This is a genomic window from Rhizobium sp. SVR5-9E (assembly GCF_056755095.1).
Window position 1 is genome coordinate 1 of sequence record NZ_JBNDHS010000120.1, and the last position, 16,143, is coordinate 16,143.

Annotated in this window: 14 protein-coding genes; 9 read left to right on the forward strand and 5 right to left on the reverse strand. The window is 61.4% G+C overall.

Annotated elements, in window-relative coordinates; translation table 11 throughout:
- The 5 genes from ACPYOJ_RS30730 to mutM form a co-directional block, all read right to left on the reverse strand.
- Positions 1 to 1,000 (reverse strand): saccharopine dehydrogenase family protein (locus ACPYOJ_RS30730; RefSeq protein ID WP_481419623.1); only part of this gene is annotated, 1,000 nt, incomplete at its 3' end.
- Between the two features lie 135 nt (positions 1,001 to 1,135).
- Positions 1,136 to 2,692 carry a chromosomal replication initiator protein DnaA gene (gene dnaA / locus ACPYOJ_RS30735; RefSeq protein WP_481419624.1) on the reverse strand — a complete coding sequence of 519 codons (1,557 nt, stop codon included), beginning with the start codon at positions 2,690 to 2,692 and terminating at the stop codon, positions 1,136 to 1,138.
- Between the two features lie 869 nt (positions 2,693 to 3,561).
- Positions 3,562 to 3,840 carry a 30S ribosomal protein S20 gene (rpsT, locus tag ACPYOJ_RS30740; protein WP_168828079.1) on the reverse strand — a complete coding sequence of 93 codons (279 nt, stop codon included), beginning with the start codon at positions 3,838 to 3,840 and terminating at the stop codon, positions 3,562 to 3,564.
- Positions 3,841 to 4,031: 191 nt separating this feature from the next.
- A complete protein-coding gene (locus ACPYOJ_RS30745) occupies positions 4,032 to 4,805 on the reverse strand; it encodes an enoyl-CoA hydratase (protein WP_481419625.1) in 774 nt (257 codons plus the stop codon).
- A 10-nt stretch (positions 4,806 to 4,815) separates the two neighbouring features.
- Entirely contained in the window at positions 4,816 to 5,706 is an 891-nt protein-coding gene (gene mutM, locus ACPYOJ_RS30750) for a bifunctional DNA-formamidopyrimidine glycosylase/DNA-(apurinic or apyrimidinic site) lyase (protein ID WP_481419626.1), read from the reverse strand.
- Between the two features lie 152 nt (positions 5,707 to 5,858).
- Between mutM and ubiE the strand changes: the two genes are divergently transcribed.
- The 9 genes from ubiE (at position 5,859) to ACPYOJ_RS30795 (ending at position 15,980) form a co-directional block, all read left to right on the forward strand.
- Complete coding sequence (gene ubiE, locus ACPYOJ_RS30755) at positions 5,859 to 6,635, forward strand: bifunctional demethylmenaquinone methyltransferase/2-methoxy-6-polyprenyl-1,4-benzoquinol methylase UbiE (protein WP_481419627.1); 777 nt, start codon at positions 5,859 to 5,861, stop codon at positions 6,633 to 6,635.
- 5 nt (positions 6,636 to 6,640) lie between these two features.
- Positions 6,641 to 8,215: a 2-polyprenylphenol 6-hydroxylase gene (gene ubiB / locus ACPYOJ_RS30760; protein WP_481419628.1), complete on the forward strand. Its 1,575-nt coding sequence runs from the start codon at positions 6,641 to 6,643 to the stop codon at positions 8,213 to 8,215.
- 94 nt (positions 8,216 to 8,309) lie between these two features.
- Positions 8,310 to 9,899, forward strand: a complete 1,590-nt coding sequence (locus tag ACPYOJ_RS30765) for an aromatic amino acid lyase (RefSeq protein WP_481419629.1) — start codon at positions 8,310 to 8,312, stop codon at positions 9,897 to 9,899.
- A 20-nt stretch (positions 9,900 to 9,919) separates the two neighbouring features.
- The gene (locus tag ACPYOJ_RS30770; RefSeq protein ID WP_481419630.1) at positions 9,920 to 11,302 is read left to right on the forward strand and encodes a dihydroorotase; all 1,383 of its coding nucleotides are present in this window, start codon (positions 9,920 to 9,922) and stop codon (positions 11,300 to 11,302) included.
- On the forward strand, positions 11,299 to 12,561 hold the full coding sequence (locus ACPYOJ_RS30775) for a Zn-dependent hydrolase (RefSeq protein WP_481419631.1): 1,263 nt from the start codon (positions 11,299 to 11,301) through the stop codon (positions 12,559 to 12,561). Before ACPYOJ_RS30770 ends, ACPYOJ_RS30775 begins: the two co-directional genes overlap by 4 nt.
- A complete protein-coding gene (locus ACPYOJ_RS30780) occupies positions 12,561 to 13,658 on the forward strand; it encodes a DUF917 domain-containing protein (protein ID WP_481419632.1) in 1,098 nt (365 codons plus the stop codon). The genes ACPYOJ_RS30775 and ACPYOJ_RS30780 overlap by 1 nt, the downstream gene beginning before the upstream one ends.
- Before the next feature lie 4 nt (positions 13,659 to 13,662).
- Positions 13,663 to 13,992 (forward strand): TfoX/Sxy family protein, encoded by a 330-nt coding sequence (locus ACPYOJ_RS30785; protein WP_481419633.1) that lies wholly within the window; start codon positions 13,663 to 13,665, stop codon positions 13,990 to 13,992.
- A gap of 29 nt (positions 13,993 to 14,021) precedes the next feature.
- Positions 14,022 to 15,683 (forward strand): urocanate hydratase, encoded by a 1,662-nt coding sequence (locus ACPYOJ_RS30790; protein WP_481419634.1) that lies wholly within the window; start codon positions 14,022 to 14,024, stop codon positions 15,681 to 15,683.
- Positions 15,684 to 15,737: 54 nt separating this feature from the next.
- Positions 15,738 to 15,980: an antitoxin gene (locus tag ACPYOJ_RS30795; RefSeq protein WP_481419635.1), complete on the forward strand. Its 243-nt coding sequence runs from the start codon at positions 15,738 to 15,740 to the stop codon at positions 15,978 to 15,980.
- The last annotated feature ends 163 nt before the right edge of the window (positions 15,981 to 16,143 follow it).

The following is a 16,143-nucleotide window of genomic DNA, read 5'->3' on the forward strand; positions in this document are numbered from 1 at the left end:
GCAGGAAGCCGGCTGCCGGTAGCAGGCCATCGCGGACCATTTCGATGACGGCAACGACGGAGGCCGAGGTTGTCCAGGCGATCGCAGTGCGGCGTGCACCGGCAATCTCGATCGGATAATAGGCCCGCACGAATTCCTTGCGCCGGAGGCTTCCTGCCTCTGTGCCCTCGGCAGCGACATGGACATAGACCACATCGTCCTCCACGGGCGGCTTGGCATTGGTCAGGATTTCGCCGGCGAGCTTTCGCTGCTCGCGCATCAACAGCTCATGGAAGAAGAAATTCATCAGGTCCATATGGCCCGGGTACCGCATCGTCTTGTAGTCGAGATTGTCGACCTTGCCGCGCAGCGTATCGCACATGGTGCCCAGGCCGCCCGACGTGGTGAAAGCTTCGAGCTTGACGCCCTCGACATAGATCGTCTCATGCCACTCCATCGGTGAGACGAGCTTGCGTACGCCGCCCTCGATCACCTCGCAATCGTTCAGGTATTCGTTGACGACGCCCTCCGGCGACCAGTTGAAGGCATAGCCCAGCAAACCGGTCGGATTCTGCGGCAAAGCGCCGACGCGCATGCGGATCGAGCGGCAGCGGTCGAACCCGTCGGCCAGGCTTGCCCCGACGATACCGACGAAGCCGGGCGCCAGACCGCATTGCGGCGCCATCAGGCCGCGCGAAGTCTTCGAGAGCTCGATGATGAAATTGGTGGTCGGTACGTCTTCCGTGAGATCGAAATAGTGGATACCGGCGGCATGTGCGGCGCGGGCAAGCTCGATGTTCAGGTGATAGGGCAGACAGGACAGCACCGCCTCGACGCTCGACAGCAGCTCGGCCACGACAGCCGGGCTCGATATGTCGCCCGTCCGGCACACGAAAGGTACCTCCGACGCCGGCAGCCGGGCATCGACGCCCGTGACCTCGAAACCACCCTCATGCAAAAGCGTTGCCGCAAGCCGTCCGACCTTACCCAGGCCGACGACGGCGATTTTCTTGAAACTCATTCTTTCCCTCCCGTGCGCCACCGTTCATCCAGTGTGCGCCGTCTTTGATGCGAGGGTTGTATAGAATAAAAACCTTATAAATGAAAACAGCCGGGATCGCTCCCGGCCGTGGATTTTTTCCTGCGCTGGATGGCGCTATTCGTTGATCAGGCGCTTCAGCAGCTCGATTTCATGCGAGAGCTTGGTGTCTTCCGAAATCAGCTCCTCGATCTTGCGAACGGCGTGCAGAACCGTCGTATGGTCGCGTCCGCCGAAGCGGCGGCCGATCTCCGGGAAGGAGCGCGGCGTCAGTGTCTTCGAGAGATACATCGCGATCTGGCGCGGCTTGACGATGACGCGCGTGCGGCGGTTCGAAACCAGCTCCTGTCGCGAGACATTGTAGTGGCGGGCAACGATGCGCTGGATGTCTTCGATGCGCACGCGGCGGGGCTCGCCGGAACCGACGAGGTGAGCCAGCAGTTCGTCCACCCGTTCGATCGACAGGTTCGGCTCGAAAGAACGGCGGAAGACCAGCTGATTGAAGGCCCCTTCCAGTTCGCGGCCGCTTGCGGTCACGCTGCGAGCAACGTGCGACAACAACTCAGCCGGAATTTCGAGCGACGGATCTTCCTGCCGGGCATTCGCCAGGCGGCGCTTCAGGATTTCGAGACGCATCTCGTAGTCCGGAGCGTCGAGCTCGATGGCAACACCGCCCTGCAGGCGCGAACGCACCCGAGGATCAAGCGATTCCAGCTCCCAGGGCGCGCGGTCGGCAGCGACGACCACTTGCTTGGCGCTGTCCAGCAGCATGTTCAGCAGGTGGCAGAACTCATGCTGGATCATCTTGCCCTGCAGGAACTGCATGTCGTCGATGATCAGAAGATCGATGTTGCGAAGCGAGTCCTTCAGCGTCAGCGCATCGTTGTCACGGATCGCCGTTGCAAAACGCCACATGAAATACTCGGCCGTCAGATAGACGACTCGCAGAGCCCGCGGATTTTGAACCGCCGCATTGGCGATCGCCTGCAGCAGGTGAGACTTGCCGAGGCCGACGTTCGAATGAACGAAGAGCGGATTGAAGCGAACGGCACCCTGCCCTGCTTCCGCAATCGTTTTTGCGGCAGCAAGCGCAACACGGTTCGAGCTGCCTTCAACAAAGGTGTCGAAGGTAAAGCGCGAGTCAAGCGGCGAGCCGAACAACGGCTGGCCTGCCGTCGCGGGACGAGCCGCAGCAGCGGCTGAAACCGCCTGCTGAATGGCTTGGCCCGCCGGCTGAGCAGCGGCAGGACGGCGCATCGGCGCGGCCTGCGTGGCCGGCTCCTGCGGAGCCACCTCATCTATCGGCTTCAAGCCGGCACGTGTTGCCGTGCGGACGAGGATCTCAACCTTCAGAATCTCAGCGTCCTCCTGCTGGAAGAGGCTGGTGATGAGATCAAGATAACGATTGTTGATCCACGACTTGAGAAATGTGGTGGGAACCGAGAGTCGCACGACGCTCTTTGAAACCGAGTGCAGCTTCAGACGTGCGAACCAGCTTGCATAAACGTCTGGACCGACCTGGGCCTTCAGACGTGCACCGACACGATCGAAAAGTACGCCATGCTTCATATCCCCCTTTTCCCCTGCCGTTTCCGGGCAAATTGAGCCGAACGCTTGCGGTGCCTTGTCCCCATTTTCAAGAGCACCAGTCGTCGTCAGAGAATTCATTTGCATCATGCCGCCTTCCAAATTTCTTCTACCGGGCGGTCATCACCTAGAACGGCCGCCCGATCAATTTTCCCCGTTCTAGCATGCGAGCGACTCCTTCATGAGCCACCGGCTGCCGGTTCACACAAACGCTGTCCCGCCTAGCGAGACCGGCGCAGAAAACCATGGCGGAAACCGCCTTTATGCGGCCTCCGTCATGTTTTCGGTGCCAGGTTGACTGCCAGACCTCGTTTCCGGTCAGCCAACCCCCAACGCAAATTTACTTCCCCCAGCCCTTTCGGCTCACCTTAAACGTGTGGCCGTAGAACGCACAAAGCTTCTCCGTTCCGCGGCCAGCCACAGCCGCGGCGCAAATAACTCAAATGCTTGAAAAAACGGAGAGATACACTGCTCCGTAACAGATGGTGCAACACATCGGCCTGCCGACATGGCAGTTTAGACCGAGCCTTTGCAGGTGATGTCCGCGCCCTCTGCTGGAACGCATTTAGGCAGGATCGGTTGCAGAGATCAATGGCGAATTTTACGCAAAATTAAGAAGCGGCCATTGACTCCGGCGGCTGTTTTAGGGCGCCGCCGCAAAGGCAAAAAAGAATCGCAGGAGAATCAAGGAGATTCCCGAAATCGACATTTTGGACACGCATTGAAAGAAAAAAAAATAAAATCCGCTTGACTCACAACTGAGTCGGCCAGAAGGCGCGAGAGTCGTCCAATCTGGAAACATCCTCTCGCAAGCATTTGATTTTCAACGATTTTTCGTGTCACCTAAACGACATGAAACAGCTGTCAAATTCCCCAATCCGCAGAACATAAACAGAATCGAAAAAGCCCGGCTTGGTTACCGGGCTAACTATAACAAAAGCTTTGTTAATGAAAGATTACGCGGTCGGGGCTGCCGACAGAGCCTTCACACGAGCGGCAAGGCGCGAAACCTTGCGGGATGCTGTGTTGGCGTGAAGGACGCCCTTGCCTGCAGCGCGCGCCAGTTCTGGCTGAGCTGCGAGGAAGGCTTCCTTTGCCTTTGCAGCGTCACCAGCTGCGAGTGCCTCTTCGACCTGGCGAACGAACGTACGAACGCGCGAGCGACGAGCCTTGTTGACGTCGGTACGGCGGGCGATCTTACGAGTCGCTTTTTTCGCCGAAGTTGTATTGGCCATGGATGCCTCTCTCAAGAATTCGAACAAACTCCATCATCACCGCGGGCCCTGCGGCCACAACATCCAGCAATGCGGGAGCAAAACGGAAAACCTGATAGGCTTCCCGAACCGTGGGCGGGCATATAACTCTAAAGCCGCGGCTCGTCAACGCGCATTTTACAGGATACGCAGGCTTTCTCCATCCGCGGCCCTCACCGGTGCCTGAACGCCGGTTTGCGCTTCTCGATGAAGGCGGCCATGCCTTCCTTCTGATCTTCCGTCGCGAAAAGGCTATGGAACAGACGGCGCTCGAAACGGAGGCCTTCTTCCTGCGTGGTTTCAAAGGCGCGATTGACCGCTTCCTTGGCCATCAGCACCGACGGCTGCGACAGCGAAGCAATCTTCGCGGCGGCTTCCATGGCCTCGTCCAGCAGCCGCTCGGGCGCAACCACACGCGAAACGAGGCCGGCGCGCTCCGCTTCCGCAGCGTCCATCATCCGTCCGGTCAGCACCATATCCATGGCCTTCGACTTGCCGACGGCCCGCGTCAGGCGCTGCGAGCCGCCCATGCCTGGGATGACGCCCAGCGTGATCTCGGGCTGACCGAACTTTGCGGTCTCGGCCGCTATGATGAAGTCGCACATCATTGCGAGCTCGCAGCCGCCACCGAGGGCAAAACCGCTGACGGCAGCGATCACCGGTTTGCGGGCCTTGGCGATCTCGTCCCAGCCGCTGATGAATTCGGCCTTGTACATATCGGCGAACTGCAGCGGCTGCATTTCCTTGATATCGGCGCCGGCGGCAAAAGCGCGCTCCGACCCGGTCAGAACGATCGCGCCGATCGTCTCATCGGCGTGGAAGTCCGCATAGGCCTGCTTCAGTTCCTTGAGCACCGTCGAGTTCAGTGCGTTCAGTGCCTGCGGGCGGTTCAGCGTAATCAGACCGACATTGCCTCTGGTTTCGACGATCAGCGTCTCGTAGGCCATGCTTCTCTCCCTATTTCTGGCAGACCGGGCAATAGAAGGTTGAACGACCCGCCTGCACGATGCGCGAAACCGTACCGCCGCAACCGGGTGTGCGGCAAGGGTGACCTTCACGGTCATAGACGGAGAAGGAATGCTGGAAATAACCAAGCGAGCCGTCCGTCTGGATATGATCCCGGAGCGACGAGCCGCCGGCCTTGATCGCATCGGCGATGACATCCCGGATCGACGCAACGAGAAGGTCCAGCGGCTCCTTCGGCCGTCCGGTTTTGGTCACCAGCGTTCCGGCAGCGCGCGTCGGCATCAGGTGCGCGCGCCAGAGCGCTTCGCTGACATAGATATTGCCGAGACCGGCGATGGTCTTCTGATCGAGCAGTGCGCCCTTCAGCGGCTGCGCCTTTCCTGCGAAACGCTCGGCCAGATAGGCGGCGCTCAGCTCGTTGCCGGTCGGCTCCGGCCCGAGACCGAAAAGGAAGGGATTATTCTGCAGTTCGGAGCGATCGGCGATGTCCATGAAGCCGAACCGCCGCGGATCGTTGTAAATGACGCGGCGAGGACCGTCCTTGCCTTCCAGATGGAAGATGGCGTGGTCATGCCTTTCATCCTTCGATCGCTCGTAATGAAAATCGCCGGGCGTCCCGCGGGCGGAACCGGCCTCGATGCGGAAGGAGCCGGACATGCCGAGATGGGAGATGATGGTCTTGCCGCTATCGAGATCGATCAGCAGATACTTGGCGCGCCGGCCGAGCCCGATGATGGTACGGCCCGAAACCTGACCTTCGAAATCCTCCGGAAAAGGAAAACGCAGGTCGCCGCGGCGTAGTTCCAGCTTCTTGATGTGCGCGCCTTCCATCGCGGCCGAAAGACCCCGCTTTACCGTTTCGACTTCTGGCAATTCCGGCATCTTAACCCATCTGTATCTAAACGTATTTCAACTGCGGACGTTGTGGGTTATAGCGCCAGTAGACCGCGGGGTATCGCCCTCGTCCACAGATAGCCTCTCGCACGGCCTTTCGCTATGGTGGCCGTACCGATTTCCAGTAACGGAGTAGTCCGATGTCAGAAAGCCGCACCTCCGCCGATGGCGGCATGGAAACATCCTACGGCTTCCGGCAAGTGCCGAGGGGCGAAAAGCAGGGCCTCGTCAACGAGGTGTTCCATAAGGTCGCCCGGCGTTACGACATCATGAACGATGTCATGTCGATGGGTATGCACCGCGCCTGGAAGGACGCGCTGGTGGCCGCCCTCAACCCGCGCAAGGAGCCTGGCTACAAGGTGCTGGATGTTGCAGGCGGCACCGGCGACATCGCTTTTCGCATCATCGAGGCCTCGAACCGAATGGCGCATGCGACCGTGCTGGACATCAATGGTTCAATGCTCGGCGTCGGCGCCGAACGGGCAGAAAAGAAGAAGCTTTCGGACAACCTTGCCTTTGTCGAGGCCAATGCGGAGGATCTGCCCTTCGAAGCCGGCAACTTCGATGCCTATACGATCGCCTTCGGCATCCGCAACGTACCCCGCATCGACGTGGCGCTTTCGGAGGCCTATCGCGTGCTGAAGCGTGGCGGCCGACTGCTCGTGCTGGAATTTTCCGAGGTCGAGATGCCGCTCCTGGACAAGCTGTATGATGCCTGGTCTTTCAACGCCATTCCGAAATTCGGCAGGGCGATAACCGGCGAAGCCGAGCCCTATGAATATCTGGTGGAATCGATCCGCAAGTTCCCGAACCAGGAAAATTTCGCCGAGATGATCCGCAGGGCGGGTTTTTCGCGTGTGACCTACACCAGCTACACTGGCGGCATCGCGGCCCTGCACTCGGGTTGGAAACTTTAATCTAGATGAGTGCTTTCGGAGCATATCTCAGGCTCGTTCGGGTCGGCTGGATCCTGGTGCGCGAGGGCGTCGTCGAGGCGTTGCCCTCCGGGGGACTGCCGCCTTCCGTCAGCCTTGCCAAATCTTTCGTCGGCATCTTTGCCCGCAGCCGGGCGAAATACAAAAAGCGCAGTGACCGGCTGGCGCGCGCCGTTGAACGGCTCGGACCTTCCTATGTGAAGATCGGTCAGTTTCTGGCGACGCGCCCGGACGTTGTCGGCGTCGAATTCGCCAACGACCTGTCCCAGCTCCAGGATCGCATGGCTTTTTTCCCCACCGCGGCGTCGAAGGCGAACATCGAGGGGTCGCTCGGGCGGCCGATCCAGGAGCTTTTCGCCAGCTTCGATGATCCGATCGCCGCTGCTTCGATTGCACAGGTGCACCCCGCCGAGGTCGATACGGCCGCAGGCCGCAAGAAGGTTGCCGTGAAGGTCGTGCGCCCCGGCGTGCGCCAGCGCTTCGCGCATGACATCGAGGCGATGTATCTCGTTGCTCACATGCAGGAACGTTTCATGGTTTCCAGCCGGCGCCTGAGGCCGGTAGAGGTCACAAAAACGCTCGAGCTGACCACGAAGGTGGAGATGGACCTTCGGCTGGAAGCCGCTGCCCTCTCCGAGATTGCCGAGAATACGGACCAGGATCCGGGATTCCGCGTCCCCAAGGTGGACTGGGAAAGGACCGGCCGCGACGTCATGACCATGGAATGGATCGACGGCGTGAAGATGTCCGACGTCGAGGGTTTGCAGGCGGCCGGCCACAACCTCAATACGCTTGCCGACACGCTGATCCAGTCCTTTCTGCGCCATACGCTGCGCGACGGCTTCTTCCATGCCGACATGCACCCCGGAAACCTCTTTGTCGATGTGCACGGCGATATCGTTGCCGTCGACATGGGTATCGTCGGACGGCTTGGGAAGAAAGAGCGTCGCTTCCTCGCCGAAATCCTCTATGGCTTCATCACCCGCGACTACGTGCGCGTTGCCGAAGTCCATTTCGAAGCAGGCTATGTGCCGGCCCATCACAATGTCGAAAGCTTCGCGCAGGCGATCCGGGCGATCGGGGAACCGATCCACGGCCAGCCGGCCGAGACGATCTCGATGGGCAAGCTGTTGACGCTCCTGTTCGAGGTGACGGAGCTTTTCGACATGCAGACCCGGCCCGAACTGGTCATGCTGCAGAAAACCATGGTGGTCGTCGAAGGTGTTTCGCGCATGCTGAACCCGCGCTTCAACATGTGGAAGGCGTCGGAGCCTGTTGTCGGAGACTGGATTCGCAACAATCTCGGCCCGAAGCGGGTCGTGACCGATCTCAAGGATGGGTTGAAGGCGGCGGTGAAGCTCGCCGAAGCCGTACCGGAAATCGCCGCGAAGACGGAAAAATTCCATCACCAGCTGCTGCATATGAGCGAGCATGGACTGCGCTTCGATCCGCAGACTGCGGAGGCGATCGGCAAATCCGAGGCGAGGCACAGCCGGTATGGCCGTCTCGCGCTTTGGATTATCGCATTGACGCTTATCTACATAGCCGTGATGCTGAGTTGAGCTGAAACACAAACAATCGCATGCTGTGTTCGGCATTTGGGATATCCCATGATGCGAGATGCTCGCTTAATCTCGCCGTCAAGGAGACCTGCAGATGAAGCACGAACGCCCCGGCATCGAACTTTCCGGCCAACCCCTCGGCTTCGCCGAGATGGTGAGGATAGGCTCCGGCAAGGTCGCCCTGTCGGTGACGGAGACGGGCATGGCGCGCGTGGAACTTGCGCGTTCGGTCGTGGAGGATGCGATCGGGGCCGGCATTCCGGTCTACGGTTCTACGACCGGCGTCGGAGCGATGAAGGATGTCGAGTGGTCGCCGGAAGACCTTGACGCTTTCAACCTCGGCCTCGTCCGCGCCCATCACTTCGGCACCGGCACGCCGTTTTCGACCGCTGTCGTGCGAAATGCCATGGCGATCCGCATCAATACCGCTCTGACGGGCCAGGTCGGGTGCACACCCGAACTCGTGGAAACCTATCTGCGGCTTCTCAGGGCAGATCTCATCCCGGTCGTCCGGCGCACCGGTTCGATCGGCTGTGCGGATATCGGCCTCATGGGGCAGATCGGTGCGGTTCTGACCGGCGTTGGCGAGGCGGTCTATCGCGGCAGGCGCATGCAGGCGATCGAGGCCTTCGAGGCAGCCGGCCTCGAGCCGGTCAGGATGGCACCGCGTGACAGCCTTGCTTCGCTCAGCATCAATGCCGTGAGTTTTGCGGCGGCAGCGGAGGCGACGCGCAATGCCGCAGCGTCGATTCGCGTGCTGCTAGCAACCGGGATGATGGCCGCCGGCGCGCTTGGCGCGTCTCGCGATCCGTGGCGGTCGGTGCGCCATGTCGGCACCCCTCGGGAAGCGTTGATCGGTGCATGGCTCTGCAATGCGTCAGATGCCTGGGAATGGCCGGTTGCGACCCACGTGCAGGACCCGCTCAGCCTTCGCATGATTGCGCAGGTCTTCGGTGCGGTGATCGAGAATCTGCTTACGACTGGCCACAAGATTCTCGCGGCTACAGGTCGCTCGGATGACAACCCCGTGGTTGTCGAGGGCCAGGTGATGACCTCCGGCGGTTCACTGCCTCTTGACGTGACGATCCTGCTGGAATCGGCCGCAATCTGCATGGCGCATGCTGCCCGCAATGCCTTCAACCGCTGCGTCCTTCTCGGTAACGGACAGAGGCGCGATCTGCCGGTCAATCTGGTGCCTAAAGGCCGGATCGCGACAGGCTTCGGGCCGATCATCAAGCTCGCCGGCGAAATCTTCTCGCGCGTCCTTTCCATGTCGAACCCCGTATCGGCCCAATCGCTCGTGGTTGCCGCGGGGCTCGAGGACGAGGCAGCTTTCCTGCCGCTGGTGATCGAGCGCTTCGAACGGCAGATGCGGGCGCTGAGGCGGCTTGCGGCGCTCGAAGCTCTGCTTGCCGCGCAGGCGGCCGACATTCTGGGCGACCAGCCGAAGGGCGTTTCGGGCATGATCTACGACGTTGTCCGCAGCCATGCCGATTTTTATACGGTTGACCGGCCGCTTTCGGCCGAGGTCGAGGCGATCGAGGAAGGTCTCGGAGCCGACGCCTTTGTTTCCAAGCTGATCGCTGAAGTGCCGATCGCCTCTTTCGACGACTTTTTCGCGCTGGGTTCGCGGGAGCGTATCGAGGAACGGCTTGCGGGTAATCCCGTATTATCTGACACCTGAAGCGACACGGAGGCATCCGCATGAGTGATTTCGATCTCGTTCTGCAGGGTACGGTCGTTCTGCCGGAGCGCATCCTCGAAGAGGGCTATGTCGCGGTCAGCGATGGTAAAATCGTCCAGGTCGGCGTCGGAGTGCCGCCTTCGGCCAAGGAGCGGCATCTTCTCGGCAAGGCGCTAATCCTTCCCGGCGCGATCGATGCGCAGGTGCATTCGCTGAGCCAGAAGGATCAGGAGGACTTCATCTGGTCGACGCGCTCGGCAGCGGCCGGCGGCGTCACGACAATCGTGGACATGCCCTATGACGAAGGCAATCTCGTCTGCTCGGCGGAAGCGGTAAAGAAGAAGATTGATCACGCGAGCCCGCAGGCGCGTGTCGATTTCGCGCTCTATGGCACGGTCAATCCGGAAGAGCGTGCTGCGCGCATCCCCGAAATGGTGCACGCCGGCGTCGCGGCCTTCAAGTTTTCGACTTTCGGCACGGATCCGAAGCGTTTCCCCCGCATTCCTCCTGCCTTGCTTGACGAGTGCTTTGCGGCGATCGCACCGACCGGGCTGACGGCTGGCGTCCACAATGAGGACGACGAAGCCGTGCGCGCCTACATCGAGCAGGTAAAGGCCTGCGGCATCACCGATTGGCGTGCCCATGGTCTCTCGCGCCCGCCGATTACCGAGCTGCTTGCCATGCATACGATCTTCGAAACAGGCGCCAACACCGGCTGCCCGGCCCATGTCGTGCATTGTTCGCTCGGCCGCGGCTACGATATCGCCCGCGCGTATCGCCGCGACGGTTTCGAGGCGACCGTCGAGTGCTGCATCCACTACCTGACGCTGGACGAGGAAAACGACGTGAAGCACCTCGGGGGCAAGGCCAAGATCAATCCACCGATCCGGCCGCGCGCCGAGGTGGAAACGCTGTGGCGGAAGGTCGCTGAAGGCAATGTCTGGCTGGTGTCGACCGACCATGTCAGCTGGTCCGAAAACCGCAAGACCGATCCGCACATGCTGGCCAATGCCTCCGGTGTACCGGGGCTCGAGGTCATGGTGCCACTCTTCGTCAAGGGAGCGCTCGAACGCGGCATTCCGCTTACCTGGGCTGCAAAGCTCATGGCGGAAAATCCGGCGAAGCATTTCCGCCTCGACCATATCAAGGGCGCGCTGACGCCGGGCAAGGATGCCGATATCACTGTGCTTGAGCCGCGCGAAAAGGTCTATGATGCCGCCGCGAGCGGCAACAATGTCGTCGGCTGGAGCCCGTACAATGGCATAGCCTTGCCATGGACCGTTTCAGCCGCGTATCTGCGCGGCAAACTGATAACCGATGGCGCGAAGGTGCTTGCCGAACCCGGCACTGGCAAATTCGTCCGTCCGCTGCCGCGCCAAATCATTGCCGGAGAAATCGCATGAGCCGTAACCTGCCCGTCAACGCTGACCGCATCGCGGAAGATATCGATGCACTGGCGAAGATCACCGAACCTGGGCATCCCTGGACGCGCCGGGCCTTCTCGCCGCTGTTTCTCGAAGGACGCGCCTATATCGAGGCGCGCATGAAGGCGGCCGGGCTGGAAACGCGGATCGATGCCGGCGGCAACCTCATCGGCCGTCGGGCAGGCAGCAAGCCGGGGCTCGGCACGATCATGGTCGGCTCGCATTCCGATACCGTGCCGGATGGCGGACGTTTCGATGGCATCGCCGGCGTGATCTCGGCTCTGGAGGTCGCGCGTGCCTTGAAGGATCAGGGGATCGCGCTGGAGCACGATCTGGAGATCGTCGATTTCCTTGCGGAAGAGGTCAGCATTTTCGGCGTTTCGTGCGTCGGCAGCCGCGGCATGACCGGGCAGCTTCCCGAGGCATGGCTTTCGCGCACCAGCGGCGAGCGCGACCTCGCTGAGGGGATTGCGCAAGTCGGCGGCCGTCCGGGGGTGCTGCTGCAACAGAATCGGCCCGATCTCGCCGGCTTCCTAGAACTGCATATCGAGCAAGGGCCGGTGCTTGAAAATGAGAGGAAGGATATCGGCATCGTGACGGCGATCGCAGGTATCACCCGGATCGAAATTACGGTCGAAGGCCGGGCGGACCACGCCGGTACGACCCCGATGGACGGCCGCGCGGATGCGCTGGTGGCAGCCTCGCAACTCGTGCTCGATATCCGCGGTGCCGCAGCCGAGCGGGCGAAGACACCGGGCCATTTTGCGGCAACCGTCGGCGAATTCCGGATCGAGCCGAATGCGGCCAATGTCGTTCCGTCCAAGGTTGTCATGCTGATCGACGGCCGTGCGGAAATCCGCAGCGACATGGAAGCCTTCTGCGAATGGCTGGATGCGCATGTCGTCCAGCTGGCCGCTGCCCAAGGGGTGACGATCAACTCCCCAAAACGCGTGTCCGACAATTATCCGACGCCCGGCGATGCCGGTCTGCTGGAGACGCTGGAGCGGGCCTGCGATACCGTCGGCGCCAAGCACCGGCGCATGGCCTCCGGCGCGGGACACGATACGGCCTGGATCGCCAAGGTGGCACCAGCCGCCATGATTTTCGTTCCATGCAAGGAAGGCCGCAGCCATTCGGCGGACGAATGGGCCGAGAATGATGATATCGCCCTCGGCGCTGCCGTGCTTTTCGAAGCCGTGCGGGAGATGGACAGGACGCTGAATAAGGAGAAGGCTTGATGGGGCGCATACTCGTTGAGAAAGACGTCGAAGCGGCCGTCAAGGGCGGCTCCGTCTATGCGGCGGGCGGCGGCGGGTGGGCCGATCATGGGCGTATGCTCGGCTATGCGGCGGTCAATGTCGGCAAGCCGGAGCTTGTTTCGATCGACGAACTGAAGGATGAAGACTGGATTGCGACAGCGGCGGCGATCGGCGCGCCGGCCTCCACCACGCCCTGGGAAATGCAGGGCATCGACTATGTGAAGGCCGTGCAGCTTCTGCAGGACGAGCTTGGCGAAAAGCTTTCCGGGCTGATCGTTGGACAGAACGGCAGATCCTCGACGCTGAACGGCTGGCTGCCCTCGGCAATCCTCGGCACCAAGGTCGTGGACGCGGTCGGCGATATCCGTGCGCATCCGACCGGCGACATGGGCTCGATCGGCATGGCCGGTTCGCCGGAGCAGATGATCCAGACGGCAGTAGGCGGCAACCGCTCCGAAAACCGCTACATCGAGCTGGTCGTGAAAGGCGCGACCGCGAGGATCTCCCCGATCCTGCGCGCTGCCGCCGACCAATCGGGCGGCTTCATCGCCAGCTGCCGCAATCCGCTGCGAGCCTCCTATGTGCGCAAGAACGCGGCGCTTGGCGGCATCTCGATGGCGCTATCCCTCGGCGAGGCAATTATTGCGGCCGAGAAGAAGGGCGGACCGGCCGTGATCGACGCTATCTGCAAGACGACCGGCGGCCATATCCTCGCTGAAGGCACGATCACCAAGAAGGACGTGGTCTACACCAAGGAAGCCTTCGATATCGGCGCGATCGTCGTCGGTTCCGGCGCAAAGGCCGTGACCATGCATGTGATGAATGAATACATGGCCGTCGACGACGCCGATGGTAAGCGCGTGGCTACATTTCCCTCGGTTATCACGACGCTATCGCCGGAGGGCGAACCGCTCAGCGTCGGCCAGCTCAAGGAGGGCATGCCGGTCTTCATCCTGCATGTGCCGAAGGAAATCATCCCGCTTTCCGCAAGCGTGCTCGATCCGACCGTCTATCCGCCCGTCGAAAGGGCGATGGGCATCGAGATCATGCGCTACGCCCTGGAGACGAAGGTCTGATGCCATGGCGCGCGATACCGGGCTTGAGGGACTGCTGAAAGAGGAGCTCGGCGATATGCCGGGCCTCAGCGAAAAGACCATGTTCGGCGGCTGGGCCCTGATGCTGAATGGCAACCTCCTTTGTGGTGCGCGAGAGGACGGGATGCTGGTTCGGCTCGGCAAAGGCAATGACGGTTGGGCGCTGAATTTACCAGGCGTCGTCCAGATGCTGTCGGGCGAACGGGCGATGCAGGGCTGGGTACGCGCCGATGCGCGAGCCTATGGCGACGACGCGCTGCGCCGGCGACTGCTCGATGCAGCGGTCGCCTATGTGACCTCGCTGCCGTCAAAATAACAGAACGGGACCTTGAGGAAGGACATTCCATGCCGAAGGCCAATCCACGCCATCCGAAATTTCCGATTCCCGGCGGGCCGGAGCTGCGGGCCAAAGGCTGGCGACAGGAAGCGCTGCTGCGCCTTCTCGAAAACGTGCTTTCCGTTGGCGAGGACCCGGATAATCTCGTCGTCTATGCGGCGCTCGGCAAGGCGGCCCGCAACTGGGCGTCCCACAAGGGTATCGTCAAAGCACTGACCGAGATGGATGAGGATCAGACGCTGCTGATCCAGTCCGGAAAGCCGATCGGTCTCGTGAAAACCCACGCCAAGGCACCACTCGTCATCATGGCGAATTGCAACATTGTCGGCCAATGGGCGAAAGCCGAGGTGTTCTACGAGCTGCAGCGCAAGGGACTGATTTGCTGGGGCGGACTGACGGCCGGCGCCTGGCAGTATATCGGCAGCCAGGGCGTGATTCAGGGCACCTACGAAATCTTCATGCGCATCGCCGAGAAGCGCTTCGGCGGCGATCTCTTCGGCCGCTTCGTGCTGACCGCGGGGCTCGGCGGCATGGGCGGTTCGCAGCCGCTCGCCGGCCGCATGGCGGGCGCTGCCATCCTCTGCGTCGATATCGATCCCGAGCGGGCGAGGAAGCGCCAGGAGATCGGTTACCTGCAGGAGATCGCAGCGGACCTCGATACGGCGCTGCAGATGATCGACACGGCCGTGAAGGAGAAGCGCACGCTTTCCGTCGGCCTCGTCGGCAATGCCGCGGAGATCTATCCGGAAATCGCCCGGCGCGGCATCGTGCCGGATATCGTCACCGACCAGACCTCGGCGCACGATCTCGTCTATGGTTATGTGCCGAAGGGTATGAGCCTGGAGCAGGTGCGCGAACTGCGCGACGACGGCCAGGGCCAGCTGATGGCCGCAAGCCGCGCGTCGATCGTCCAGCATGTGACGGCGATGCTCGAATTCCAGAAGAAAGGCTCCGAAGTCTTCGACAACGGCAACCTCATCCGCACGCAGGCGAAGGAAGGCGGCGTAGCGAATGCCTTCGACATTCCGATCTTCACCGAAGCCTATCTGCGGCCGCTTTTCGCCCGCGCGATCGGCCCGTTTCGCTGGATGGCGCTCTCCGGCGAAGAGAGCGACATCGCGCGGATCGATGATCTGCTTTTGGAGATGTTCCCCGACAACAAGATCATCACCAACTGGATCCGACTTGCCCGTGAACATATCCCCTTTGAAGGTCTGCCGGCGCGCATCGCCTGGCTCGGCCACGGCGAACGAACGGCGCTTGCGCGACGGGTGAATGGGCTGGTTGCCAGCGGCGAACTCAAGGGTCCCGTCGCCTTCTCGCGCGATCATCTCGATGCCGGCGCCATGGCGCATCCGAACATCATGACCGAGCGCATGAAGGACGGCTCCGATGCGATCGCCGACTGGCCGCTGATCGACGCCATGATGCTCTGCTCCTCGATGGCCGATCTCGTCGTCGTTCATTCCGGCGGCGGCGGCTATGCCGGTTACATGACCAGCTGCGGCGTGACAGTGGTCGCCGACGGCACGGACGCGGCCGACGAACGGCTCGACCATGCGCTCACCAACGACACGGCGCTCGGCGTCATGCGCTATGCCGACGCCGGATACGAGGAAGCGCTGGACGAGGTGCAGAAGAAGAATGTGCCGTATATCAGGCTTGGTTGAAGCTAAAGCGGGAATGGTATATATCATTGCCATATCTCATTAGGAGACGTGGCAATGAACACGGCAAGGATATTCTGGTCGGGCCGCTCGCAGGCCGTACGTTTGCCGAAGGAATTCCGCTTCGAAGGCGATACCGTTGCCATCCGCCGCCAGGGCAAGGCCATCATCCTCGAACCCGTTTCAGACGATTGGGATTGGCTGGCCGCTGTGACGGGGGAGGTCGATAGCGATTTCGCAGATGCGGCCAATGAGCAGCCAGCCGGCGAAGATAAGCCCGAGCTCGATTTCTTCAAATGAAATACCTGCTCGACGCCAATGCGGTCATTGCCCTGATGAAGGGCAATGACGCCTTCCTGGCAACGCTACGCAAGCATAGCCCACAGGACTTCGCTATATCGGCAATCGTAGCGCACGAGCTGTTCCACGGTGCCTACAAGAGCCTGCGGACAAGCGAAAATCT

Bases quoted from the DNA above. Each gene is read 5' to 3' on its own strand.
- dnaA (WP_481419624.1), bottom strand. From the start codon at position 2,692: ATGCAAATGAATTCTCTGACGACGACTGGTGCTCTTGAAAATGGGGAC.
- rpsT (WP_168828079.1), bottom strand. From the start codon at position 3,840: ATGGCCAATACAACTTCGGCGAAAAAAGCGACTCGTAAGATCGCCCGC.
- ACPYOJ_RS30745 (WP_481419625.1), bottom strand. From the start codon at position 4,805: ATGGCCTACGAGACGCTGATCGTCGAAACCAGAGGCAATGTCGGTCTG.
- mutM (WP_481419626.1), bottom strand. From the start codon at position 5,706: ATGCCGGAATTGCCAGAAGTCGAAACGGTAAAGCGGGGTCTTTCGGCC.
- ubiE (WP_481419627.1), top strand. From the start codon at position 5,859: ATGTCAGAAAGCCGCACCTCCGCCGATGGCGGCATGGAAACATCCTAC.
- ubiB (WP_481419628.1), top strand. From the start codon at position 6,641: ATGAGTGCTTTCGGAGCATATCTCAGGCTCGTTCGGGTCGGCTGGATC.
- ACPYOJ_RS30765 (WP_481419629.1), top strand. From the start codon at position 8,310: ATGAAGCACGAACGCCCCGGCATCGAACTTTCCGGCCAACCCCTCGGC.
- ACPYOJ_RS30770 (WP_481419630.1), top strand. From the start codon at position 9,920: ATGAGTGATTTCGATCTCGTTCTGCAGGGTACGGTCGTTCTGCCGGAG.
- ACPYOJ_RS30775 (WP_481419631.1), top strand. From the start codon at position 11,299: ATGAGCCGTAACCTGCCCGTCAACGCTGACCGCATCGCGGAAGATATC.
- ACPYOJ_RS30780 (WP_481419632.1), top strand. From the start codon at position 12,561: ATGGGGCGCATACTCGTTGAGAAAGACGTCGAAGCGGCCGTCAAGGGC.
- ACPYOJ_RS30785 (WP_481419633.1), top strand. From the start codon at position 13,663: ATGGCGCGCGATACCGGGCTTGAGGGACTGCTGAAAGAGGAGCTCGGC.
- ACPYOJ_RS30790 (WP_481419634.1), top strand. From the start codon at position 14,022: ATGCCGAAGGCCAATCCACGCCATCCGAAATTTCCGATTCCCGGCGGG.
- ACPYOJ_RS30795 (WP_481419635.1), top strand. From the start codon at position 15,738: ATGAACACGGCAAGGATATTCTGGTCGGGCCGCTCGCAGGCCGTACGT.